The organism is Chryseosolibacter indicum, from assembly GCF_018598585.1.
GTDB classification, from domain to species: domain Bacteria; phylum Bacteroidota; class Bacteroidia; order Cytophagales; family Cyclobacteriaceae; genus Chryseosolibacter; species Chryseosolibacter indicus.
Map to the genome: position 1 here is coordinate 1 of NZ_JAHESD010000066.1, position 25,921 is coordinate 25,921.

The 25,921-nt window shown below is 39.4% G+C and carries 21 protein-coding genes and 1 tRNA gene; 15 read left to right on the forward strand and 7 right to left on the reverse strand.

The features are described from left to right. On the reverse strand, nucleotides 1–696 hold a 696-nt coding region (locus tag KK060_RS20610), incomplete at its 3' end, for a glycosyltransferase family A protein (RefSeq protein WP_254155783.1). Between the two features lie 44 nt (nucleotides 697–740). After that, on the reverse strand, nucleotides 741–1,673 hold the full coding sequence (locus KK060_RS20615; RefSeq protein ID WP_254155785.1) for a glycosyltransferase family 2 protein: 933 nt from the start codon (nucleotides 1,671–1,673) through the stop codon (nucleotides 741–743). Between the two features lie 533 nt (nucleotides 1,674–2,206). Here KK060_RS20615 and KK060_RS20620 point away from each other — a divergent pair. Together KK060_RS20620 and KK060_RS20625 are read left to right on the forward strand one after the other, a co-directional pair. Next, the gene (locus KK060_RS20620) at nucleotides 2,207–5,332 is read left to right on the forward strand and encodes a SusC/RagA family TonB-linked outer membrane protein (protein WP_254155787.1); all 3,126 of its coding nucleotides are present in this window, start codon (nucleotides 2,207–2,209) and stop codon (nucleotides 5,330–5,332) included. Between the two features lie 22 nt (nucleotides 5,333–5,354). After that, entirely contained in the window at nucleotides 5,355–6,878 is a 1,524-nt protein-coding gene (locus tag KK060_RS20625; RefSeq protein ID WP_254155788.1) for a RagB/SusD family nutrient uptake outer membrane protein, read from the forward strand. 183 nt (nucleotides 6,879–7,061) lie between these two features. On the opposite strand, the gene KK060_RS20630 is transcribed toward KK060_RS20625, so the two are convergent. Next, a tRNA-Arg gene (locus KK060_RS20630) sits at nucleotides 7,062–7,136 on the reverse strand. 60 nt (nucleotides 7,137–7,196) lie between these two features. Then, entirely contained in the window at nucleotides 7,197–8,420 is a 1,224-nt protein-coding gene (hflX, locus tag KK060_RS20635) for a GTPase HflX (protein WP_254155793.1), read from the reverse strand. Between the two features lie 175 nt (nucleotides 8,421–8,595). Between hflX and KK060_RS20640 the strand changes: the two genes are divergently transcribed. The 12 genes from KK060_RS20640 (at nucleotide 8,596) to KK060_RS20695 (ending at nucleotide 21,785) form a co-directional block, all read left to right on the forward strand. Next, nucleotides 8,596–9,699: a glycosyltransferase family 4 protein gene (locus KK060_RS20640; protein ID WP_254155795.1), complete on the forward strand. Its 1,104-nt coding sequence runs from the start codon at nucleotides 8,596–8,598 to the stop codon at nucleotides 9,697–9,699. A gap of 13 nt (nucleotides 9,700–9,712) precedes the next feature. Next, nucleotides 9,713–10,267 (forward strand): dTDP-4-dehydrorhamnose 3,5-epimerase, encoded by a 555-nt coding sequence (gene rfbC, locus KK060_RS20645; protein ID WP_254155797.1) that lies wholly within the window; start codon nucleotides 9,713–9,715, stop codon nucleotides 10,265–10,267. 100 nt (nucleotides 10,268–10,367) lie between these two features. Then, nucleotides 10,368–11,039 carry a polysaccharide biosynthesis/export family protein gene (locus KK060_RS20650; RefSeq protein WP_254155799.1) on the forward strand — a complete coding sequence of 224 codons (672 nt, stop codon included), beginning with the start codon at nucleotides 10,368–10,370 and terminating at the stop codon, nucleotides 11,037–11,039. Between the two features lie 4 nt (nucleotides 11,040–11,043). Then, on the forward strand, nucleotides 11,044–13,359 hold the full coding sequence (locus KK060_RS25280; RefSeq protein WP_254155800.1) for a GumC family protein: 2,316 nt from the start codon (nucleotides 11,044–11,046) through the stop codon (nucleotides 13,357–13,359). Continuing rightward, nucleotides 13,359–14,090 (forward strand): tyrosine-protein phosphatase, encoded by a 732-nt coding sequence (locus KK060_RS20660; RefSeq protein ID WP_254155802.1) that lies wholly within the window; start codon nucleotides 13,359–13,361, stop codon nucleotides 14,088–14,090. The genes KK060_RS25280 and KK060_RS20660 overlap by 1 nt, the downstream gene beginning before the upstream one ends. Next, a complete protein-coding gene (locus tag KK060_RS20665) occupies nucleotides 14,087–15,070 on the forward strand; it encodes an NAD-dependent epimerase/dehydratase family protein (RefSeq protein ID WP_254155804.1) in 984 nt (327 codons plus the stop codon). The genes KK060_RS20660 and KK060_RS20665 overlap by 4 nt, the downstream gene beginning before the upstream one ends. Nucleotides 15,071–15,126: 56 nt before the next feature. After that, nucleotides 15,127–16,533 (forward strand): tetratricopeptide repeat protein, encoded by a 1,407-nt coding sequence (locus KK060_RS20670; RefSeq protein ID WP_254155806.1) that lies wholly within the window; start codon nucleotides 15,127–15,129, stop codon nucleotides 16,531–16,533. Then, entirely contained in the window at nucleotides 16,533–17,336 is an 804-nt protein-coding gene (locus tag KK060_RS20675) for a phosphosulfolactate synthase (protein WP_254155808.1), read from the forward strand. The genes KK060_RS20670 and KK060_RS20675 overlap by 1 nt, the downstream gene beginning before the upstream one ends. A 12-nt stretch (nucleotides 17,337–17,348) precedes the next feature. Next, nucleotides 17,349–18,287: a DUF368 domain-containing protein gene (locus KK060_RS20680; RefSeq protein ID WP_254155810.1), complete on the forward strand. Its 939-nt coding sequence runs from the start codon at nucleotides 17,349–17,351 to the stop codon at nucleotides 18,285–18,287. A 2-nt stretch (nucleotides 18,288–18,289) separates the two neighbouring features. Next, nucleotides 18,290–19,033, forward strand: a complete 744-nt coding sequence (locus KK060_RS20685; protein ID WP_254155812.1) for a shikimate dehydrogenase family protein — start codon at nucleotides 18,290–18,292, stop codon at nucleotides 19,031–19,033. A gap of 122 nt (nucleotides 19,034–19,155) precedes the next feature. After that, nucleotides 19,156–21,180 carry an excinuclease ABC subunit UvrB gene (gene uvrB / locus KK060_RS20690; RefSeq protein ID WP_254155814.1) on the forward strand — a complete coding sequence of 675 codons (2,025 nt, stop codon included), beginning with the start codon at nucleotides 19,156–19,158 and terminating at the stop codon, nucleotides 21,178–21,180. Nucleotides 21,181–21,356: 176 nt separating this feature from the next. Then, on the forward strand, nucleotides 21,357–21,785 hold the full coding sequence (locus KK060_RS20695) for a hypothetical protein (RefSeq protein ID WP_254155815.1): 429 nt from the start codon (nucleotides 21,357–21,359) through the stop codon (nucleotides 21,783–21,785). 43 nt (nucleotides 21,786–21,828) lie between these two features. Here the strand turns inward: KK060_RS20695 and KK060_RS20700 are convergent, their stop codons facing one another. The 3 genes from KK060_RS20700 to KK060_RS20710 all read right to left on the reverse strand — a co-directional run bounded on the left by KK060_RS20700 (nucleotide 21,829) and on the right by KK060_RS20710 (nucleotide 23,573). Beyond that, nucleotides 21,829–22,440: a superoxide dismutase gene (locus tag KK060_RS20700; protein WP_254155817.1), complete on the reverse strand. Its 612-nt coding sequence runs from the start codon at nucleotides 22,438–22,440 to the stop codon at nucleotides 21,829–21,831. 122 nt (nucleotides 22,441–22,562) lie between these two features. After that, a complete protein-coding gene (locus tag KK060_RS20705) occupies nucleotides 22,563–23,006 on the reverse strand; it encodes a nucleoside deaminase (protein WP_254155818.1) in 444 nt (147 codons plus the stop codon). 18 nt (nucleotides 23,007–23,024) lie between these two features. Continuing rightward, nucleotides 23,025–23,573 carry a hypothetical protein gene (locus KK060_RS20710; protein ID WP_254155819.1) on the reverse strand — a complete coding sequence of 183 codons (549 nt, stop codon included), beginning with the start codon at nucleotides 23,571–23,573 and terminating at the stop codon, nucleotides 23,025–23,027. Between the two features lie 153 nt (nucleotides 23,574–23,726). Between KK060_RS20710 and aspS the strand changes: the two genes are divergently transcribed. After that, nucleotides 23,727–25,475, forward strand: coding sequence for an aspartate--tRNA ligase (gene aspS / locus KK060_RS20715; protein ID WP_254155821.1), 1,749 nt, complete (start codon nucleotides 23,727–23,729; stop codon nucleotides 25,473–25,475). Nucleotides 25,476–25,921 lie beyond the last annotated feature (446 nt).

A 25,921-nucleotide genomic window follows, 5' to 3' on the forward strand; every position in this document is an offset into this window, starting at 1 on the left:
GGTAGTATTGCTCAGGTAATGAAGGAAATTTTCGATCAGAACGTTTTCATACTTTAATCCATAAGCTTTTGCACGGTGAAGCAAGTCATGATCTTCATGCCCAATAGGCTCAAAACTTTCGTCGTAACCACCAAGTTCAATAAAGTTCTTCCTTGTTAAAACGATGCGACCTTCTGTTCCCCAGTAAGGAGACTTGCGAACATGCAGAATGGTATTATCACCCATTACGTGCATCTTATAATTTAGGTAGTATGCAAAATCCTTTCCGGTAAAATTATCGCCATCAAGGTTACAAACTATATCTCCCTGTGCCACCTTATGAGCCAGATTTTTCGCAATAGAAGCATGAAAGAAATCAGGCCTGTCTGTATAATAATAATTTACTATTCCCCTTTCAATGTATTTAGGGAGGGTTTTCTGTGCCCACTGATGAAGTTCATCTTTGGAATTATAGTTTAACAGTACAAATTCCACATTAGGATAATCAATATTGTCCTCAATGTTCTTTATGAAAGTTTTACGAAGGTGAAAGAACCTATTCATGCAGGTGGTGCAGAAGGAGACCTTACGTTTCTCTAAAGACGGATCATAGATTTCTGCAGGTAACTTTTCTTCGTTGTAACGTCTTAACTTTAAATCACGAAAATCGCGAATAGCGCGCGTAATGGGATTAATTATTTGACGTAGTGCTTCCATAAATTATAATTAAGTATTCTTCTAAGATTGGCGACTGATGATTGCTAGTTCAAACCTTGCTCAGGCTCGCTTTGCTGTTTCTGTATTCTTCTTCTAAAGTATTTTACTATAGCAGGGTCGTAGTTTTTAGTTTTTGTCACATCGTGAGGGGCTTGTGGATAGAAGTAATGCTGAATTCTTGAAAGTTCAAGCAAAGCCCTGCGGGTAAACGCAGATAAAAGACTTCCTTCTTTCTGAAGTGTACGAGGAAGCGTCCATACAATGACAGAACGATCTCTCACCTGTTTGATCTTACCCATCTCCCTTAACTGGAAACAAAGCCTTCCGTCTTCTCCCCTAATGTGCTTAGGCACGAACCCAACCTTAAGGCCCATATCCTTAACGTATCCCATGCTCATACCCAACGCGTTAATACAAGGGCGATTGAGGTGACGCGCCTCTACAATTACATTTCTTGCAGATTCGTATAAAGAAAATTTCCATCTGGGTTGCTCAGGAGTACCAAGAAAAGAATAGCGTCCGTAAATGCAGGCAACACCACTCTCTAGCAGTGCCCTTGTCATATTCTCAATCCACTTTGGGGGATAGAAACAATCCGCATCAGCCATTAGGATATACTTTCCTTTTGCATGCTCCTGCCCCAACTGACGTGCAGGCCCGCAACCAGCTTTCGGTTGAAACAGTGACTTGATCTTTAATCTATCTAATACTTCCTGCGTTCTGTCGGTTGAATTGTTGTTCACCACAATAATTTCAACCTTGTAGGATGTTTTATTTTTAGACAATGAATCAATAGTACGTATTAAGTTAACTTCCTCATTCTTTGCAGGAATTACAATGGACACGAACGGATCATCGGTGACTAATTTACTTAGGCGTTCATTTACTTCATTAAATAAGCTATCAGGAATATCTTCAAGTTTATTATACGATAATAATTGCGTGTTGATCCAGGAAGGGTTTGTGAAAAAATTCATACTAGGACGTCTTTTAAAGGAGCTCTTGAGATACTACCTGTAAAAATTCTTATGCCTTATATTGAAATAGAAAAAGTTGAAATACTGCACACGATTTTCAATAGAATGCCGTCAAGATGTAGTGATGATTTTCTACAAAAGTTGTTTAACTCATTACTGTGATTATTCTACAACTTTCTACAATGCTGGTCGGCTTAAAGAACCCAATAAGTGTTACTTAAGTTATGCCTTCACATGACTTCATAAAAGCGTGCTTTTATTGTAGGTTTTACCAAGATCAAAGTCTAGTAAACAGTATCGAGCAATATTATTAAAGAAATACTTCGAAATCGGATGCATTTAGCTAGGATTAGCTACAGGATTCGTTTGCTCAATCGTTTTACCAAACATTTAGCAATTATGAAAACGTTTGTGAACTCGTTTACTAAAATATTTTTTTAATTTTTCCTTGAAGGCATAACAAAATCTCTACTTTCGGCCCGCGCTACCCGAACGAGTGTAAGCGTGTTCAACCTAAACAAACAAATTATAAGATGAAACAACTCTTAAAAAAATTAAGTGTAACAGTCTCGGTGCTGTTATTTTTTTGTTCATCCGTACTACAAGCCCAAGACAGAAATGTCACCGGAAATGTGCGTGATGAAAATGGACAACCTATCCCAGGTGTTAATGTTTTAATAAAAGGAACTTCGACAGGATCGGTAACAGACTTGGATGGAAGATTCAATGTTAGTGGGATTAATGAGAATTCGGTTCTTGTATTCAGCTTTGTAGGATATCTATCTCAAGAAGTAACTGTCGGAACGCAGTCTTCATTTGATGTGTCCATGAAGCCTGATATTACACAACTCGGAGAAGTTGTTGTTGTAGGTTATGGCGAACAAAAAAAGAGCCTTCTTACTGGAGCAATTTCATCTGTAAAAGCCGAAGAACTTCAAACAGTTTCTGTTGGCCGCGTTGATCAGGCTCTACAAGGCCGAACAGCGGGGGTAGCAATCACTCCTACTTCAGGTTCTCCTGGAAGTGGAACCAAGATCAGGATTCGCGGTACATCTTCAAATCAAAGTGCTGATCCACTATTTATTATCGATGGGGTCAGAACAGGAGCTTCAGGAATGGATTTTCTCTCTCCTAACGATATTGCGTCAATGGAAATCCTTAAAGATGCCGCATCTGCAGCAATCTACGGTGCGGAAGGAGCTAATGGAGTTGTTATTATAACTACAAAGAAAGGTCGTGCTAATACTTCAGAGATAACTTACAGTGGCCAATTTGGTATTCAATCTGTAAGACCCAATATGATGAAACTAATGAATGCACAACAATATCAGCAATATATGGAAAAAGCTGGAGTTACGCCTAGGCCAACAGCTGCTGATGTTGCAGGTAAAGGAACAGATTGGTTTGATGAAATTTTTGACAATGCACCACAACAAAGCCACTCTTTAAACTTCAGTGGTGGCACCGACAAATCAACCTATTTCATTGCCGGAAATCTTTTCCAACAAGAAGGAATTGCTGGTGGGGATAAATCGCAGTTTAATCGTTATACTATAAGGATCAACACAAGTCACAAACTTAAAGAATGGCTTACAGTAGGTGAGAATTTATCCTACATCAACATTCAAAGAAGAGGTCTTTCAGAAGACAGTGAATATGGTTCTTTAGTTGGAAGTGCTCTTGCGCTCGACCCTACAACACCAGTTACATATGCCGGAGTAGAACCTGCAAATTATCCTCAACATGTTAAGGATGCTCTAACAGCAGGTCAGCCATTAGTTAAAGATCCAAATGGAAATTACTTTGGTATCTCTCCATACGTAAAAGGAGAATTTGGAAATCCAATCGCCAGGATTCAGGAAGCAAAAGGAAGAACTACTCAAAACAAACTTTTGGGCAACGTATATGCCGAAATTCGCCCTATAAAAGGATTGAAGTATACCACTCGTCTTAATCTAGATGCAGCTTTTCAGCGCAATCATAATTGGAATCCTAGACAATGGTATTCTAGTGAAAGCAATGTTTCTCTGGCAAATGGTTCAGATAACTGGGAAGAGTGGTATACCTGGCAATGGGAAAACTTTGCTGAATATAACAAATCTTTTGCTGATCATAACTTTACTTTGTTAGCAGGCGGATCATTGCAAAAATATTCTTACAATACTCTTAGCGGCTCATATGCTGATCTTTTTAGAGAAGAAGATAAATGGTCTTATGCCAGATACGTACCTGATGCTACGGATAGAATTAGCAGCGATCTTTCCACGCAAACGCTTGCATCAGTATTTGGAAGACTAAATTATGATTACAAAGGAAAATACCTGTTTGCTGCAACTATTCGTCGTGATGGATCATCTAAATTAGCTAGCGGGCATCAGTGGGGCACATTTCCCTCAGTATCAGCTGGTTGGGTTGTTTCAAGCGAAGAGTTTTTTCCTGAAAACGTAGGCAACACTGTAAGTTTTATGAAGATTCGTGCTAGTTGGGGGCAAAATGGCAGTTTGTCTAATTTAAATCCTGGTCAATGGCAATCAGCTATCTCTACCAATGTAGGTGGAGTAATACGTTATCCGGACGCTTTAGGAACGTATCAGAGTGGGGCAGCGCCAACTCAACTTGAAAACCCCTATTTAACGTGGGAAACTAGCGAGCAACTAGATTTGGGCTTAGAACTTAGATTTATTGATGATAGGTTAGGATTTACCGTAGATTATTTTAATAAAATTACTAGAGATTTAATTACCCCAGGTGCGCCTCCTGGATTTGCTGGCAATTCGCTTCCATTCTTCAACGGAGGAGAAATAACCAATAAAGGATTTGAATTTGAAGCATCTTATAGAGATAATGGTCAGAGCGCTTTAAAATATTCAATTTCGGCAAACCTAACTACCCTTAGCAATGAGGTTACTTACTTAGACAGAAGTGTTAAACAACTTTCTGGGACGAATGTAGGGACGAGCTGGGGAAGCGCTACGCTATTCAAAGAAGGTTTTCCTGTATGGTTCTTTAATGGCTATGCCACTGAGGGAATATTCCAAAATCAAACACAGATCGACGCTTATAAAGAAAAAATAACAGGTGGTTATACTCCTGCTCTTGGGTATCCGATAATCAAAGACATCAACAATGATGGACAAATTAATGAAAGTGATTTCACAATCATTGGCAGTCCTCAACCGGACTTCTATTATGGTGGACGTATTACATTAGGCTATAAGGGATTTGATCTACTAGTTTTCGTTCAAGGTCAGCATGGAAATGACATTTTAATGGGATTCAACCGAACCGACCGACCGACAGCTAATAAACCTGCCTTCTTTTATGAGGATCAATGGAACGGTGAAAACTCAACTAACATCTGGTTTACAGCTAATACATCTGACTCAAAGATTTATAGCAGCGACTACATGATCTTCAATGGTTCATATGCCCGTGTTCGTCAATTACAACTAGGGTATACGTTACCTGGATCTATTGCCGAGAATTTGAGAGTTAGAAATGTACGAGCTTACGTATCTTTTGACAACTATTTTACCTTCACAAAATATCCAGGAATTGATCCAGAAGCCGGAAGTAACAATAATAACAGCCAGGGTATTGATAGAGGGGTTTATCCTATTCCAAGGACTTTCCTGGCAGGCCTAACATTCACATTCTAAAACCTTCAACTTACGAATAGTCATGAAAAAATTTATTATAAAATTTTGCACTGGACTTGTCTTCATTTTAAGTCTAGCATCATGTGATGATTTTTTAGATCAAACTGTTCAAGGGCAGTTGCTTGAAAATGAGTTTTATCTTAGCGATCAAGACGCACTTCAAGCTGTAAATGCAACGTATGATATTCTTGGAGCTGAATACAATACCGCTTGGAACAGTCTTTATCTACTAAAAACGTTACCTTCAGATGAAAGCAATGCAGGTGGTGCAAATAATGGTGATCAACCCGGTTATCAAACTCTCGATGACTTTACGTTAGGTTCTCTAAATGACAAAGTTGTTGCTATTTGGGCTAACCTTTATGCTACCGTTTATCGTGCTAATAAGGTTATTAATAACGTTAAACCTGAGAACGATCTTCGCAAACGTGTTATCGCAGAAGCTAAGGTGTTAAGGGCTTTTGCCTATTTTGAACTTGTATCTCTTTGGGGTGAAGTTCCATTGGTTTTAGAGGAAGTTGATGCTAGTAAGTATGCAAGTACAGGACGAGTGGAAAAACAAGCTATTTACACTCAAATCGAAACTGACTTGACTGAAGCAATCGCAATTCTTCCTATGAAGAGTCAGTATAGTGCCGGAGATAAGTTTAGATGGTCTAAAGGTGCTGCCCAGGCACTTCTTGGCAAAGCTCACTTGTATCAAGAAGAATGGGCAAACGCTGTTACGCAATTTAATTATGTGATTAGTTCTAATGAGTATGCTTTGGAAGATTCAGTCCAACATGTATTTGCGAAATCAGGCGAATTTGGAATTGAATCACTGTTTGAACTATCCTTTGTGAATACCGAGAAATATGATTGGGGTAATTTTCCATGGAGTGCTAAGCCGGAAAGCAATATCCATATCCAATTAATGGGGCCCCGCTCTGATTACTATAAACCTATGAATGGTGACTCTTTAACTGGTGGATGGGGAATGAATGTCGCCAAGAAGAAAATTTATGATGCCTTTGTTGCCTCAGGTGATGAGAACAGGAGAAAGGTTACTGTATTCTCTGTAGCAGAGCTTAAAGCAAATGGAGGGGATTGGACAACCGATAATTCATGGGATTTCGAAGGCTACTGGCAACGCAAGTATGGATCGTTTTCTAAACAAACTGGCACCCCTACTCCAGAATTAAACTACGGAACAAACTTCAGACTTATTCGTTACGCTGACGTATTGTTGATGGCTGCAGAAGCTAATTATCGTAATGGAGATGAGGGTACGGCAAGAACACTGATCAATACAGTTAGACAAAGAAAAGGAACCAGCCTTCCGCCTATTGACAATAGCGTTACAGGCAATGCATTATTTCAAGCTTTAGTTACTGAGCGCCAGTTAGAGCTTGCATTTGAAGGATTCCGATTCCTGGATCTTGTTCGCTGGGGATTAGCAGAACAGGAACTAGGTTCTCTTGGATTTCAAAAGGGTAAGCACGAGGTTATGCCTATACCTTACGTTGATGCGACCTCTTATGGCTTACCTCAAAACGACGGATATTAATTGTATTACGCTTTAAAAGAACATTACAAGGTTGCCATTATATGTGGCAACCTTTTTTCTTATATACACACTTTTAAGGGCTTGTAGAACGTAAATTTTAATTGAATAAAGGATTACGAATCAATGCCGTCGGATTACTTAAAATAAAAACCGGAACTTCTGAATAATTCAAAAATTCCGGAATGGTAGTCCCGAGAGGAATCGAACCTCCATCAAAAGTTTAGGAAACTCCTATTCTATCCATTGAACTACGGGACCGGCTTTTTCTTTTCAGACCACAATACTATTAAAGTTGTCTGAAATTAAAAAAAGAACCTTCTATGGATTTAAGCTTTCCCCAACATTTATATCATTTATTTGGTCGTAGGTATCAGAAGGAAGATAGTTCGGATAAATCTGCATGTGTTTTTTCTTAACCTCTTCAAACAGAATCTGTTTCAATTCATTAATATTTTCCCTGGCAGTGGCAGATATGCACACAATATTCTGAAACCTAAGTTCCCGATACCTCCCAAGCATCTCATTTAAGTTGATATCCGGATGTTGTTTTTTGAATAAATCAATTTTATTCAAAATTAAAATAGTAGGTATGTTAGCAGCCCCTATATCAGCAAGAGTTTTTGAAACAACTTCAATCTGATTGTCATGAAAAGGATGAGCTATATCAACCACGTGCAATAAGATATCCGCCTCTTTTACCTCGCTCAAAGTAGATTTAAAAGACTCAATAAGATGGTGAGGTAATTTCCTGATAAAACCGACCGTATCTGATAAAAGAAATGGAATGTTTTCTAGAGAAACCTTACGTACGGTAGAATCTACAGTTGCAAACAACTTATTCTCAGCAAGAAGATCAGTCTTAGATAGTAAATTCATAAGCGTTGATTTGCCTACGTTGGTATAACCTACCAGTGCTACCCTCACAATATTACCTCTTGACTTGCGCTGCGTTTCCCTTTGCCTTTCTATCTTTTCCAGCTGGTCTTTTAACAGCGTTATTCTATACCTGATATTTCTACGGTCGGTTTCTATCTCACGTTCACCCGCACCACCACGTGTTCCCGTTCCCCCGCGTTGTCTTTCAAGGTGAGTCCATAACCTTGTTAACCGTGGGAGCAGATATTGATATCTTGCAAGCTCAACTTGTGTCCGTGCCTGGGCTGTTTGTGCTCTGAACAGGAATATGTCTAGGATAAGAAGACTTCGATCGTATATTTTAATATTATATTCCTGTGCATCCTTAGGATTTAACTCACGTTCGAGGTTTCTCAGTTGTGATGGAGAAAGGTCATCGTCGAAAACAACATTCTTTACTTTATTACCGTGTACATAGTTTTTTATCTCTTCCAACTTTCCTTTTCCTACAAAAAATCTTGAATCAGGATGAGGTAGGTTTTGTACAAATTGATGTATTGTATGTATACCAGCAGTCTCCGACAGAAAAGCGAGTTCGTCCAAGTGTTCCTGGGTTTCCTGCATACCTCGTGGGCTGCCAAGAGCGACCAACACAGAAGTATTATAATTATTTATTTCTTCAGCCATTTACCTTTAAAAAAAGAACAGTATTAACGTATTGAAATGAGACTAGGTTTCCAAATTCAGGACTAATCTACTTAATTCTGGCTTCCCTTTCTTATAAAAAGCCCCTCCTAAGTTAATTTGATCAATCCTTTTAAAATGGCTGACTCTTTGAATAAGCTTAGCCAAATACTCACTGATGAGAGTTGCAATAGTCTTGAATACCTCCTGGAACATTTACAACTTCAGGATGAATTTTGTAAAAGAGCTGATGGCGCTTGGGCATGAGGTTCATACGATAGCTCCATTGGATGAATATACCAGGTTGTTAGAAGAGGCTGGATGTCAGCATCATGTCATTAAAATGGATAGCCGGGGTGCTAATCCCATTAAGGATTCAGCCCTAATCCTTGAATTCTTTATGATCTATAAGAAAGTAAAGCCGGATGTGATTCTCCATTTCACCATCAAACCCAACGTCTACGGTACATTTGCAGCTACTTTATTAAGAATACCTGTTATAAACAACGTATGTGGTTTGGGTACTGTTTTCCTTAAGGACAATCTACTATCAGCAATTGCTGTTTTTCTTTATAAAGTCAGCTTCAGGTTTGCCAGACGCGTGTTCTTCCAAAATCCGGAAGACCTTCAAATGTTTATTGAGAAAAAACTTGTTACCAATAAAACAGCAGACTTGTTACCTGGATCGGGCATAGACTTAAAGAAGTTTCATCCTACCGAGTATAAGAGAAACGAGAAGTTTACCTTCCTTTTAATCTCGCGTTTAATAACTGACAAAGGAGTGCTTGAATATATAGAGGCCATCCAAAAATTAAAGTCAGAGGGAGTCAATGCGAAGTTTCAGATTCTAGGTGCCATTGACGAACAGCATAAACGAGGCATTAAATCTGAACTTATCCGTAAATGGATTGAAACAGAGACAGTTGAATACCTAGGTACTACTGATGACGTACGCACCTTCATAGAAAAAGCAGACTGTATTGTTCTGCCCTCCTATCGGGAAGGCACACCAAGAACCTTGCTGGAAGCGGCAAGTTCATCTAAACCTATCATCGCGACGGATGTTCCGGGTTGTAACAATGTAGTGGTAAACAACTACAATGGGATGTTATGTAAGATAAAAGATGCTACCGATCTGGCAGATAAAATGAAGAGTATGTCGGAGCTCAAAGAAGAAAAGTTACGTGAGTTCGGTAGAAACGGCCGATTAAAAATGGAAGCTGAATTCGATGAATCTCTGGTAATAAACAAGTATCTTGCTGCTCTAAAAAAATTAGAATAGCTCTTTTAAATTCATGCAAGTTAAAGAAACCGGCTTTGAAGGTCTATATGAAATTATTCCTTCAGTCTATGCTGATGACCGTGGGTGGTTCTTCGAATGTTATAAAGAAGAAGTAATCCGTAAATACAATATCCCCACACACTTCCCTCAGGAAAATATGTCTTTCTCTAAGAAAGGAGTTATCAGAGGTATGCATTTTCAACGTGCGCCTTACGCACAAGGCAAGCTGGTAAGTGTTATCAAAGGCCGGGTTATTGATGTTGCTATTGATCTAAGGCCAGGGTCTGTAACTTTCGGTAAAACATATTACTGTGAGCTTGACGATAAACGTCATAATATGCTCATGGTTCCAGAAGGATTTGCTCATGGATTTGCTGCTCTTGAAGAAACAATTTTTCAATACAAGTGCACCAACGTTTACAAGAAAGAATGTGAATCTGGAATTGTATGGAACGATCCTGAACTCAAGATAGAATGGCCTTTTTCAAGTCCAATTGTTTCAGAAAAGGATTTAAACTTACCTACGTTCAGTGAATTACTTGGAAAATCAGTAATTTCAAAGGTTTAAATACCTTAACTAGCGTCCCTTGTCCTTAACTAAATTCTTAAAGCATATCTTTTTGATTGTACCTCTTTGCTACGGATGTAGCGCATACAAGCAAAATATTATGTTTAAGGTACCCGAAGGCTTTCAATTATCGCAGCAGTTGAATCAAATTGAAGCAGATTATGTGCTGCAAAAGAACGACCAACTGCTGCTTGACGTTTATTCAAACAACGGCGAGAAAATTCTGTTGGCAAATATTCAAACTTCAGAACCTGCTGGTTCAGCAACACAACAGCAAGCCATCGTTTACACCATTGATGTTAATGGAAATGTAAAACTACCCTTGATTAATCAGATTAAACTTGAGGGACTTACGGTAAAACAGGCAGAGGAAGTATTGCAGACTGAGTTCTCAAAATTCTACCAACAGCCTTTTGTTAAAATCACATATCAAAATCAAAGAGCAGTAGTTCTTGGTGCGTTACCAGGTCAGGTAATTCCACTCACCAACCAGAACATGAAACTCACTGAAGTACTGGCTCTGGCTAAGGGCTTACCTCACGATTCAAAAGCACACAACATTAGAATATTACGAGGTTCAGAAGTTTACGTTGCAGACTTAAGTACAATTGATGGATACTTAAAAAACAATGTGATCATCATGCCAAATGATATTATTTATGTAGAACCTGTACGAAGGCCATTGCGTGAAGCTTTACAGGATTACGGCCCCGTAGTAAGCATACTTACAAGCTTATCCACACTTATTCTTGTCTTCTTTAGTATAAATTAAAAGCGTGGAATCGACAAATAACATATCGTCTTCTTCATCTCCTGCTGAAGCAATTGATTTTGATAAATTAAAGGTAATCCTCAAAAACAATTGGATATGGATCGCATTAATCTTTATTGTAATCAACTCAGTTGCATATCTGATTATTCGATATACAAAGAACACCTATCAATCCAATTCAGAAATTAAGCTGGACATTAAATCAGAAGCGTCAGAGTTTGGCATCAAAACAATAGTAGAAGACCAAAACGTAAATATCCTTGCAGGAGAAATTGAGATTATCCAATCACGACTTTTCCTAAGCACCATTTTAGATAATCCAGAGTTTCAAATAAGTTTTATAAGTGTAGGACGGGTGCTAGATGACGAAATGTTCAGAAGCGGTCCCGCTTCAATTAAAATCAATGACGAGAAACACTCATATTACAATATACCGATCTTTTTTAAAGAGGTAACCGAGAAAAGCTTTAGATTAAGTATTAATGAAGGTGCTGAGACAGAAGGTAATTATGGAGAAGAAGTAAGGCTTGGAGACCTGAAACTTGTACTGCAGAAAAACAATCTGTTTAAGAAAGGAGATGAGGTAGCCTACTATTTTATTATTCACAGTGACGACGTGCTCTTAGATTATCTGATCAGGAATTTAGTAGCAGAGCCATTAAATTATAATGCAAACACCCTTAGAATTTCATTTAAAGACCATAACCCGTTTAAGGCGCGTGCTGTCTTAAACAAAATTGATAGCGCCTACTTAAGCTTTAGTAATCAACAAAAGAATTTAGCGAACACCCAGAAGATTGGATGGCTAACGAACGAGCTGCGTGTAATAGAAAAACGAATGGAAGATTATGAAAACTATTTCGAATCTTTCACCCTCGAAAACAAAACATACAATCTGGATGAAAGTTTAAAAGAGACAGTAGAAGCAATAAATCGTGTAGATTCCCAGCGGTATGAAATGGCCAGGAAAATAAGAGAATCAGACCGGCTACTAAACAGTTTAAATGATAACAATTTCACAATTCCCATCTCTATTCGAAGCGCTCTTCCTGAAGGATTAAGTAAAGACATAGACCAATTAACCAGACTAAATTTAGAACAGGAAAAACTGAAATTGTCAGTTAATGAAATCACCTACACATATAGAAGCAAAGAAAAGGAAATAGAACTTCTGAAATCAAAAACACAGGAACAGCTGAGTGAACTGAGAAGTGATTGGAAAAAAAGGTTAGAAGAGCTCAGCAATACCAAGACAAGACTTGAAAAGAGTTTTGCCCTCTTCCCGAACAAGCACACGGAATACAGCAAAAACCAACGCTTTTATAAACTATACGAGCAATTTTATTTGACTTTAATGCAATCAAAATCGGAATTCGAAATAGCGCAAGCCGGCACTATTCCTGAATTCAAGATTCTTTCACCTGCCTCAATCTCTGCTACACCCATATCTCCTAATCGTCTCATGATACTTGGTATCGGGGCGGTAATGAGTTTTATCATCAACTTCTTTTTTATCGGCCTCCTCTATCTTGCTAACAACAAGATAAATGCAGTTAGTCAGTTAAATAAAGTTCAGGTACCACTTCTAGGAACAATCCCTACTACCCGACACAAAATATCATCAGGTTTGTATGTTCTGGACTATCCTAAATCGGTAGTCAGCGAAGCGTTGCGATCCATCAGAACAAACCTGGATTTTTTTAACAGTCCGTCAGGGCAAAAAGTAATTGCAATATCTTCAACAGTCTCAGGCGAAGGAAAATCCTTTGTTGCTATGAACCTCGGTGGTGTACTTGCCTTATCCAAAAAGAAAGTAATACTGGTGGATTTGGATATGAGAAAGAAGAAAGAGCATCCGGTAGTAACGTATGATAGCACTCGTGGCGTAAGTACTGTATTAATAAAAAAACACAATTGGCAGGACTGTATTTCGGCAACCCAACTTGATAACTTCCATTATATTGCTGCAGGGCCACAACCTCCTAATCCATCAGAGCTTTTACTACACGAAGAATTTAGTGATTTCATTTCTGAGCTTAAAAATACTTACGACTATGTAATTTTGGATACACCTCCTGTGGGGCTGGTAACGGATGGCATTATGGCAATGAAAAAAGCAGATATTTGTCTGTACATTTTCAGGGCGAATTACTCAAAACGTGAGTTCATAAGCAATCTACAACGAATCATTGCTATTAATAAGCTCTCCAACATTACCACGTTATTAAATGCTGTACCAATTCAGGGAAAAACTTATGGATACGGATATTATGAAGAAAAGAAGAACGAGTTTACGTTTAAATCACTTTTTAGAGCATAGTGTTTTCCTGGTTTAAAAGAATTGAAAGTGTCTCTGGACCTACTTTAAAAGTAGATATCCATTCCCATCTCCTGCCTGGGTTGGATGACGGCGTAAAAACATTTGATGAATCATTAAATATAATTCGACATTTTAAAGAACTTGGATACTCCGCACTGGTTACCACTCCTCATATTATGGAGGATCTGTATCGCAATACCCCAAGCACAATCAATAAAAAGCTAACAGAACTAAAGAGCCAGCTTCTTATTAACAATATAGATTTCAAAGTAGAGGCAGCTGCTGAGTATTATCTGGATGAAGCGCTGATGAAATATTTGCATACCAATGAACGGCTTCTCACCATTAAAGGTAATTACTTATTATTCGAAACAAACTTTGTAAATGAACCTTTCAATTTAAATGAATTCATCTTCCTTGCATTAACAAAAGGGTATAAGCTGATCCTGGCCCACCCTGAAAGATATCTATATCTATACAACAATATCAAAAAGGCAGAAGATCTTATTAACCGAGGCGTATTGTTCCAGGTTAATATGAGTTCTCTAACCGGTTATTATTCGAAGGAAGCACAAAGTACAGCATACAAATTAATCGACAGAGGTTGGGTCCACTGGTTGGGCAGTGATTGTCATCACATAAAACATGCGGAACTAATTCGCACGGCTCAAAAAAATAAATATTTTCAAAAAGCTATTAATTTACCTTTGTTGAATAATTCTCTTCAATGATTGCAGTTACAGGAGCCAATGGATTACTAGGAAGTTTTATAGTACGGCAGTTAGTTTATACAAAGCAGCCCTTTATCGCTATAAAAAGAAAAGACAGTGACATCCATCTGCTATACGACATAACACAACACATCACCTGGAGAGAAGCCGACATACTAGATCCTGTTTCGTTTGAAGAAGCGCTGCAAGGAGTAACGCAAGTTATTCATTGCGCGGCCATGGTGTCGTTCAATCCTGCACATGAGCGCAAGATCATGGATATTAACGTAATTGGTACCCGAAATACTATTAATGCCTCTCTCGCCAACAATGTAAAACGCTTTGTGTACATTAGCTCTGTAGCGGCGCTAGGTAGACAAAAAGATCAGTCTTTTATCGACGAAACAAACAAATGGATAGATAGCCCTCAGAACACTGTCTATGCCAAATCAAAGTATTACGCAGAACTTGAGGTATTTCGTGGAAACGAAGAAGGGCTTAACACTGTAATTCTAAATCCATCGGTTATACTCGCTGCTGCTGACTGGAATAAGAGCAGCGGGCAGATTTTTAAATATGTATGGGATGAACGATCCTTTTACATTGATAGTTACCTCAACTACGTGGATGTGCGAGATGTGGCAGATATTGCGGTAAAGCTTTTAAATCACTCCGCCAGCAATGAGCGTTTTATAGTCAGTGCCGGCAACATCAGCATTGTTGAATTATTTTCAAGTATAGCACGTAGGTTTAATAAAAAACAACCAACTATAAAACTTAATAGAAATTTGGTTCAATTTGCTGCTTTTACCGAGAATATCAGGGCTAAACTTAGTGGCTCTGAACCTCTGATAACAAAAGAAACGGCAAGGCTTGCAGGCACGCGCTTCGCTTATAACAACAATAAAATCACGCGTTTACTTGATTTTTCCTTCAAACCAATAGACGATTCCGTCTCCTGGTGCTGCGATTATTATTTAAAACATCATGATAAAAAATAGGTTTATCCGTTTAGCTTTACACCGGAATTTACCTATTTTAGGAAAACCTTTAGTCAATGTCGAGAGAATACAGAAAAAGAGAAGAGGAAAACGAGCTGATTAAACGATTTGAAGACCACCTTCGAAGAAAAAAACCTGAATTTTTTGATTTAGATGCATACGAAGAAATTATTGATTACTACATGTTTCGCGGTAAATACAACCGTGCTTTACAGGCAGTTAATCAAGCAATAAGCCAGTATCCATTCTCTACCGAATTAATTACGGTTAAAGCTCAAGTACTCACTAATTTAGAAGAATATGACCAGGCTCTTGACCTACTTGAGCAGGCTCATGCACTTCAACCCAATGATCCAGAGATATTTTTAACAAAAGGTTCTATAAACTCGCTTCAGGGAAATTTCCAGGAAGCGCTGGAAAACTATGAACAAGCCCTAACACTGGCTGACGACAAGGACGAAGTTTTTTACAACATCGGTCTTGCCCGACAAAGCATGGAGGATTACGAAGGGGCAATTTCCGCTTATAAAAGCGCCGTAGAGTTAAATATCAACCATGATGGGGCACTTTACGAGCTGGCTTACTGCCTTGACATAACCGGTCAGTTGGAAAGCAGCGTTGATTACTACCAGAAATTTATTGACGAAGACCCTTATTCTGCTGCCGCCTGGTATAATCTCGGCATCGTGTATAACAAACTCGAGAAGTTCGAAGAAGCTTTGAATGCTTACGATTATGCCATAACTATCGACGACACCTTTGCTTCAGCATTTTTCAATATGGGAAACACCCATATGAATTTGCAGCAATACACAAAGGCATTGGATGCTTTCAAAAAGACTATTGACATTGAAGGTCCTAGTCCTGAGGTATACTGCTGCATTGGTGCTGCTTATGAAAGTTTAGAGCAATACGAATTAGGACTTAAATACTTTCAGAAAGCATCCAAACTCGATAATCTTTATGATGAGGCTTGGTATGGGGCGGGTGCATGCCTCGAAAAGATGGAAAAATGGCACCAGGCTCTTCATTTTTATAACAAAGCCCTAAAGCTGCATGCTGAAAATGCAGAATACTGGAAATCTGTTGCTCATGCGGAATTTAAAATAGGCAATACAATTTCGAGCCTTGACGCCTACGAGGAGGCAAGCAAATTAGACCCGGATGATAAGGAAATCTGGCTTAACTGGTCGTTTATTTATTACGAGCAAGGTGATTACGGAAAAGCTATTGAGATATTATTGCAGGGTTTTGAACTGATTCCTGACGATGCTGAGCTCTTTTACCGGATGACGGTTTACCTGATTGAAGCAGGCAAATTTAAAGAAGCCTTTAATTATCTAGAAAATGCTTTAATTTTGGACTTCGATGGTCATACGGCGCTTTATGATTTCTTTCCGAAAATTGAAACACAGAAAGCGTTACATAAGATTATCGAACAGTTTAGAAAAGAAAATCATTAATGAATTACGACCTCAAAAAGCTACCTGAGCGTACATCTAAGCCCAGGCAATATGGTTTTACCATGGCCATGGACAAAGGATTAAGCATTCGTCAGGCAGAAGACTTTGTTAGCACATGCGCTGATTACGTAGACATCGTAAAGCTGGGCTGGGCTACATCTTTCGTTACTCCACGGCTCACAGACAAATTGAAAGTTTACAAAGATGCAGGCATTCCTGTATACTTTGGCGGAACCTTGTTTGAAGCGTTCATCATCAGAGATCAATTTGATGATTACCGAAAGCTGCTTGACAAGTACAATATGTCTTTCGCTGAGGTTTCTGATGGATCCATTGATCTTGATCACGACAAGAAGTGCGATTACATTGCTAAACTATCTGAGCAGGTTACAGTACTATCGGAAGTTGGCTCTAAAGATGCAGATAAGATTATCCCTCCTTACATGTGGATTGACCTGATGCAGAAAGAACTTGAAGCAGGCGCATGGAAGGTAATCGGTGAAGCACGCGAAGGTGGTAACGTTGGATTATTCCGCTCTACAGGTGAAGTAAGATCTGGTCTCGTTCAGGAGATCCTCACAAAAATTCCTTTCGAGAAAATTATTTGGGAAGCACCTCAAAAAGCGCAACAGGTTTGGTTCATTAAGTTGTTGGGTGCAAATGTAAACCTTGGAAACATTGCCCCTGAAGAGGTTATCCCGCTGGAAACAATTCGCCTGGGATTAAGGGGTGATACTTTCTTGCATTTTCTTGGTATTGAGAAAAAACGTAGCAACACTGCACCTCCATTTGAGGTGGATTAAACAGTATCCTTATTGAAAAAACCGAAAGATTACATTCTGATCTTTGTAAAAGGTTTATTAATGGGTGCCACAGAAGTTGTGCACGGCGTTTCTGCCAGTACAATAGGACTTATACTTGGGGTTTATCAGCAACTGGTTCAATCCCTAAGCTCGTTCAACTCCGAAGCTTTTGTTCTCATCAGGAAGAAAAGTTTTACTTCTTTTTGGAACCACATTAATGGCAACTTCCTTGTAACTATTCTCTCGGGGATAATTATAAGCTTATTTACAAGTACATTATTGATTAGCAGTATCATTCAAAAGCATTTCATTCCTGCTACATCTTTTCTTTTCGGTATTATTGCTATCTCCGGTTTTCTCCTTTTCAGGAAGGTTCGTAAGTGGAAGATCCAGGTGGGTTTAAATTTCATTCTTGGTGTTGGCCTAAGCTTTCTACTTACCGTTATACCTCCCGTAAGCTCACCCAATAGTCTTCTTTCCACCATCATAGGCGGATTTCTAAGTGGTTTTGTTTTTATCATTCCAGGTATTTCAAGTGCATTTATCCTGCTTTTGATTGGGAAATATCAGTTGATAGTAATTAGCTTTAACACGTTGGATTTAGAGGTTATTGGAGCATTTGTTTTTGGTGCATTAATAGGATTATGGATGGCATCGAGATTTATATCCAAAATTTATATTGATTATCATAATACAACAGTAGCTTTGTTAGCAGGCCTTATGCTAGGCGCATTAAATAAATTATGGCCATGGCGTCAGGTTTTTGAATATACAACAAATAGCAAAGGAGAACAGATACCAGCTTATGATACAAGTATCCTCCCCTGGCACTACATGAACATAACTGGTAAAGATCCTCAAATTTTCCAGGCCATATTGATGATTGCGCTTGGTGTTTTTATAGTGGTTTTAATTGAAAAGATTGCTGCAGGACTTAAAACAAAATTGTAAACATGGAAAAAGTATTTGGGCTGATCGGACAGACGGTTAGTCATTCATTTTCAAAAGCATACTTCGATGAAAAGTTCTTTCGTGAAGGGTTGCGTGATTATCATTACGAACTCTTCCCGCTAAATAATATAAAAGAAATTGAAACGCTGATAAAAGAAACAAAAGGCCTTACAGGGCTAAATGTTACACTGCCGTATAAAGAACAAGTAATCCAATTCTTGGACGAAGTTGATCCTGTAGCAAAGAAGATTGGTGCTGTAAATGTTATAAAATTTAAAGACGGAAAGAGAAAAGGTTTCAATACTGATTCAGATGCGTTTTATGAAACGCTTGAAAAGTGGCTCCCTAAAGAAAAAACGTTTAAGGGACTCGTTTTAGGATCAGGAGGATCTTCGAAAGCTGTACAGGAAGCCTTAAAGAAATTAAAGATTGAATACAAGATAGTATCACGCGAGAAATCTACAGGCAATATTACTTATCAAGATCTTGAAAAAAATCCTAAGATTATCGCTGAGTCTCTTCTTCTTATCAATACCACGCCTCTCGGCATGCATCCTAATACGGATACAATGCCTCCAATCACCTATGATATGATAGGCGCTGATCATTACGTATATGATCTTATCTATAACCCTGCGAGAACTCTTTTCTTACAAAAAGCAGAAATGCGAGGTGCATTAATTAAAAACGGTCTTGAGATGTTGCACGTTCAGGCTGAGAAATCATGGAATATTTGGAATAATTAAGGCTGCTTAATTATTCCGAATACTTTCATCTTAATTTTTTAATTTCATCGCTAACTATTCTTGTTGACATAACGTTGTCAGCTCGGGGCTTTTTATTAGCACCGGCCAGACAAATACTTCGTATGGATTTCAAACTAACTAGCGATTACGTACCGACAGGCGATCAGCCGCAGGCAATAAAACAACTTATAAAAGGTCTTGATGAAGGTGAAGCTCATCAAACATTACTTGGGGTAACAGGTTCGGGAAAAACATTTACTATTGCTAATGTTATAGCCCAAAGCAATCGTCCAACGCTTGTTCTAAGTCATAATAAAACACTTGCAGCACAGCTATACGGGGAGTTCAAAAACTTCTTTCCTGAAAATGCAGTTGAGTATTTTATATCTTATTACGATTACTATCAGCCTGAGGCTTTCATTCCCTCATCCAATATTTACATTGAAAAAGATCTTTCTATTAATGAAGAGATCGAGAAACTTAGATTAAGTGCTACATCCTCCCTCCTTACCGGGAGAAGAGATGTAATAGTTGTAGCTTCAGTATCGTGTATTTATGGTATTGGTAATCCTGATGAGTTTGGAAAGAACGTAATCAAACTTAAAGTAGGCGAAGTAATTGCGCGTAACCGCCTGCTCTTTGCCCTGGTCGACATTCTTTATAACAGGACAGAAGCAGAGTTTAAGAGAGGTACTTTCCGTGTTAAAGGTGATACGGTAGATGTATTTCTCGCTTACGCGGATTACGCCATACGGATTTATTTCTGGGGCGATGAAATTGAATCTATTCAAAGGATAGATCCGCAGTCAGGGAAAAAGATCTCTGATGAAAAAGTTGTAACTATATTTCCTGCCAACCTTTTTGTTACAGGAAAAGATTCACTTCAGGTAGCCATGAAAGAGATTCAACATGACATGGTAACTCAGGTGTCGATGTTTGAATCCGAGATCCGTCACCTCGAAGCAAAGCGATTGAAAGAGCGTACTGAATTCGACCTGGAAATGATGCGCGAGCTCGGCTACTGCTCCGGCATTGAAAATTACTCGAGATACTTTGATAGAAGAAAGCCAGGAGCAAGACCTTTCTGCCTTATCGATTATTTCCCTGATGACTTTCTTATGGTTATTGATGAAAGTCATGTTACCATTCCGCAGATAAGGGCAATGTGGGGTGGCGACCGATCAAGAAAGGTGAATCTTGTCGACTTTGGTTTTCGCTTGCCTTCTGCTTTAGATAACAGACCACTTACCTTCAATGAATTTGAGGCAATGATAAATCAAGCAATATATGTAAGTGCTACGCCAGGTGAATACGAACTTCGAAAATCAGAAGGTGTGGTGGTAGAGCAGTTAATTCGCCCTACAGGCTTGCTTGATCCTGAAATAGACGTGAGGCCGAGCCGTAACCAGATTGACGACTTGCTCGAAGAAATTGATGAACGTGTAAAAAAGAAAGAACGTGTGCTTGTTACTACACTCACAAAACGAATGGCGGAAGAACTCACAAAGTTTATGGAAAGGGCGGGTATCAAATGTCGTTACATACATTCTGAAGTTGACACTTTAGAACGTGTTGAAATTCTAAGGCAACTTAGACTAGGGGTGTATGATGTACTTGTCGGTGTAAACCTTCTTCGCGAAGGCTTAGATCTCCCTGAAGTTTCGTTGGTGGCGATTCTGGATGCAGATAAAGAGGGCTTCCTCAGGAATCAGCGATCGCTGGTTCAAACAATTGGTCGGGCTGCAAGAAACGCCAATGGTCGCGTTATTATGTATGCAGACACCATAACAGATTCTATGCGCGAAGCAATTGATGAGACCAACAGAAGGAGGAGCATACAGGCAGAGTATAACAAGAAACACGGCATCACTCCTAAGACGGTAATCAAATCGAAAGAGTCAATCCTTAACCAGACAAAGGTTGCCGACAAGAAGAAGTCTACCGTTAACTACTACATAGAGAGCGAAGAGACATCACTTGCCGCAGATCCTGTTGTGGCATATCTAAGCAAAGATGAGCTAACCAAGATGGCAGAGCGAACACGCAAGGCCATGGAAAAAGCAGCAAAAGAACTAGAGTTTATGGAAGCCGCAAAGCTTAGGGACGAATACCTCGCCATTCAGAAGATGATAGAGGAACGTAAGTAAGGTTGTCGCAAAGGCCTAATGCTCTGAATAGAAAGCAATCGCAGAATCAAGACTTGACAGAAGTTCAGCCTCGCAATACTTTTCTCGCACTTTTAAGACGGCAAGTTTTCACAGATCATATTTTTAGACTCCTTGGCATTATATTCGTGCTCTTAACCTTATGCCCTGGAGTACTAATGAAATATCTAATATTGATTTCGTCTTTCTGCTTCTCTTACAACTGTATAGCACAATCGGCTAAAGACTTTATCATTGGTACCCAGCTCGATCTCATTAAATCCGACTACGATGTTTATTTTTCCAAAGCGCAGGCCGGTCTTGAGGTCAACTATTTTATTACGGAACAATACACTGCTACTGCAGGCTTAGAAATCTGGACAGACGATGAAACCAGTGCTGTTGTTGGTATGCGATGGTATCCTATCGTTGATGGCTTTATCCGTCTTCGTGGATTGATAGGTGCGAACGATGTTTCTATTGGAGGTGGCTGGGCTAAACCCTTTAGTGAAACCTGGAGAGTTGAAGCAATAACAGATTTCTACTTCGAAGGTAACTTCTCTATTCGTGTTGGGCTTGCTTATCTGTTCCGGAAGAAAAAATATTAAGGCTCCTGCACAGAGCCTTAATACCCTAAATCTTCATATATAATTATTTCTTCACTACAGAATATCTTCTGCTTACTTCATTCCAGTTTACAACATTCCAGAATGAGGTGATATAATCTGGTCTTCTGTTTTGGTAGTTTAAATAATAGGCATGTTCCCATACGTCAAGACCAAGAATAGGAGTACCTTTTACTTCGGCAACATCCATTAAAGGATTATCCTGGTTAGCCGTTGAAGTTATTTGTAATTTTCCTGAAGCATCAACAACAAGCCAAGCCCAGCCAGAACCGAAACGACCTGTAGCTGCTGCTGCAAATTTTGTTTTAAAGTCGTCAAAAGTTCCGAAAGTAGCATTAATATCATCCGCTAAAGCGCCTGTAGGGACACCACCTGCATTAGGCCCCATAATAGTCCAGAAAAGACAATGGTTATAATGCCCGCCACCGTTATTTCTAACAGCTACCGGATACTTGGAAATGTTTTTACAAATATCTTCAATGCTTAGTTTTTCAGCATCTGATCCGGCTATTGCATTGTTAAGGTTGGTAACATATGTGTTATGATGTTTCCCATGATGAATCTCCATGGTTCTAGCATCGATGTGAGGTTCGAGCGCGTTTGATGCATAAGGTAATGCGGGAAGTGTAAATGCCATACTAAACTTTAGTTTATTGGTTTAACAAAATGTTTTAAAGCTGCCAAATATACAACTGTAAGAATGATCAGAAAATTCTCAGTCCCGCTGTTTTTTGAGGCAAACAGGCGCAATTTTCCCCACTATAATCGCAATTTCTTAAAAAATTCATCTATTAGAAGCTTTGCCTCATCTGCTTTTACTCCCTTTACAACTTCCGTTTTTGGATGAAGAAGAGGCGAAGACACCAGCGAATAGCCCCTTTGAACATCAGAAGCCCCAAATACCAGCCGCTCTAGTTGTACCCAATGCAATGCCCCCGCACACATAACACATGGCTCTAATGTAACATACAGTATACATTCATTTAAGTATTTTGAACCCAAGTAGTTTTCGGCAGCAGTTACAGCCAGCATTTCTGCATGTGCCGTTGCATCCGTTAACACCTCTGTTTGGTTATGCGCCCTGGCTATTATCTTGTTCTTGCAAACTACTACTGCTCCCACCGGAATTTCATTGGTGTCAAAAGCTTTTTTTGCTTCTTTAAGCGCTTCACGCATAAAGTACTCATGAGAAAATATTTCCATTATATGTTACTGAAGCAATTAATCTATTTTAATTGAATTCATCATAGCCTTGGCAGTCTCCCGCCATTCCTCTTGTGCGCGCTGAGGGCAATTGAACGAAAATACAAGTGTTCTTCGTGGTTCAATAAGGTATTGAATGTAGCTATACTTTAAAACTGCGTCTCTCAATCCCTCCTGTGCTCTGTTTCCGTTTACGCGTGATGTAAATTCAAAGTAGATATATTTTCTGCCTTTCACCTCCTTAGTTCCCTCTCCTATCATATCAACGCGATCGAACATATTTACCACGCTGGATTTAAAAAATTGCTTGGCTACATCAAGGTTGGCATCAGGCCACTGCGTAGCTGATATGTTTACACTAAAATCAACGGATCTTTCCTGGTTGGTATAAGCCGCCAAAGGGGCCCTTACAGACGGGTAGCGCTCTGTAAAATCCATATTATCCATTGGGCGCCAGTCTTTTGGCAAAGAAACAGTAATACCTGTTGCCACCTTGGTTTTTACCAGTTTGGGCTTATCAAATGCAAAAAAGCAGCATGCAATCAAAAGAAAAAGACGAATACTCATTATCAATTTATTTATACATATAACGTCAACAACAAAGTATTATTAACTTCGCACCCGCCTGAGGAAAAGGTTCTCAAGTGAGCTTTATCCTGACTAAAGGCTACAGAAAAAGAAACAACAAATCTGCAGCCCGGCAAAAATAACAATTCTGCTATGTTAAGAACTCATACTTGCGGTGAACTAAGAATTTCTGACGTTAATAAACAAACAACACTTTCCGGGTGGGTACAACGCCTTAGAGATAAAGGAAGTGTTCTGTGGATAGACCTTCGCGATCGCTATGGAATTACCCAGCTTATTTTTGAAGAAGGTAAAACAGAGGCGGCACTCCTTGCTTCTGCCCGTTCGCTGGGAAGAGAATACGTAATCCAGGTAGAAGGAACTGTTGTTGAACGCCTTTCTAAAAACGATAAGATTGCTACCGGAGATATTGAAGTTAAGGTTACTAAACTTAATATTCTTAATGCAGCCAAGCTACCCCCTTTCACCATCGAAGATGATACCGATGGCGGCGATGAACTTCGCATGAAGTACCGCTACCTGGACTTACGCAGAAATCCGGTAAGGGAAAGCCTGCAGCTACGTCACAAGATGGCACAGCAAACACGTGCTTACCTCGACAGTCAGAATTTTATTGAAGTTGAAACACCTGTGTTGATAAAATCAACGCCTGAAGGAGCAAGAGATTTTGTTGTGCCATCGAGAATTCACCATGGAGAGTTTTATGCTCTTCCTCAATCCCCTCAAACCTTTAAACAGTTACTGATGGTATCGGGCTTCGACCGCTATTATCAGATTGTGAAATGTTTTCGCGATGAAGATTTAAGAGCTGACCGCCAGCCTGAGTTCACGCAGATAGACTGTGAGATGGCTTTCATTACCCAGGAAGATATTCTTAACACCTTCGAAGGATTGATTCGTCATTTATTCAAGAACGTAAAAGGAATTGATATTCCTTCAGTTCCCAGAATGAAGTATGATGAGGCTATGCGACTCTACGGTTCTGACAAACCCGATACACGCTTCGAGATGAAGTTTGTTGAAATAACAGAACTTACCAAAGGCAAGAACTTCCCCGTGTTTGAAAGTGCCGAACTGGTTGTTGGTATTAGTGCGAAAGGTTGTTCAGAGTATACCAGAAAACAAATAGACGAACTTACAGAATTTGTAAAACGCCCTCAGATAGGTGCGAAAGGATTGGTTTATGTTCAATACAGAACAGATGGCTCAATTAAATCATCCGTAGATAAATTCTATTCTCAAGATGATTTGAAAGTATGGGCAGAGAGATTTAATGCGCAGCCTGGTGATCTTATTCTATTACTTGCCGGTGAGAAAAATGCAACACGCAAACAACTGAATGAACTGCGTTTGCTGATGGGAGAAAGATTAGGCCTCAGAGACAAAAACAAGTTCTCCGCTTTATGGGTGTTAGACTTCCCGCTCCTTGAGTGGAATGAAGAAACCAAGCGCTACCATGCCATGCACCATCCTTTTACATCGCCGAAACCGGAAGACATCCATCTGTTGGATACAAAACCTGGTGAAGTAAGAGCAAATGCTTACGACATGGTTATTAACGGAACTGAAGTAGGCGGTGGCTCTATCCGTATCCACGACAGGCCAACACAGTCTATGATGTTCACGCACCTTGGTTTTACCGAAGAAGAAGCTAAAAAACAGTTTGGCTTCCTGATGGAAGCCTTTGAATACGGAGCCCCTCCCCATGGCGGAATTGCATTCGGCTTCGACAGACTTTGCTCAATCTTTGGTGGCGCCGACTCTATCAGAGACTTCATTGCCTTCCCTAAAAACAATGCAGGCCGCGATGTAATGATCGACTCTCCTTCAACCATATCGCAAGAGCAATTGAACGAACTCGCTTTATTGATAAAGAAATAATATTCTCAAAAAGGTACTATACATCCATGTATAGTACCTTTTCATAAAATCATAATACTTCTCCTATCTTCAGTTTTCTTACCCAGGAAAACCGCCCTCATTAATAATCTGCAAGTTTTGTCCTGCAAGCAAGGCCCTTTCAAAAAAGGCTAAAATCCCTGTAAAGAAAATACTGGGGCTACTTCAAGTGTCCCTACTCCCTGCCAAGTGCCATCAAAGCCGCCTTCATAGTGATAGGGTGGTGATACGGTATTCCTTCGGATAACATAGGGATAAACGGCCTTTTTTCCCTAAAAACACCGTATTCACCCTATTTTCAGGCTATTTCACCATGCAATCCTAATGAAACCGACACTGATGCTACATGGCTGGGCTACTATACCGCAATGTTAAGCTATGGCATAGGTCCAATTAAGGCATAGCCTTTGAATCGGATTCCTATTAAA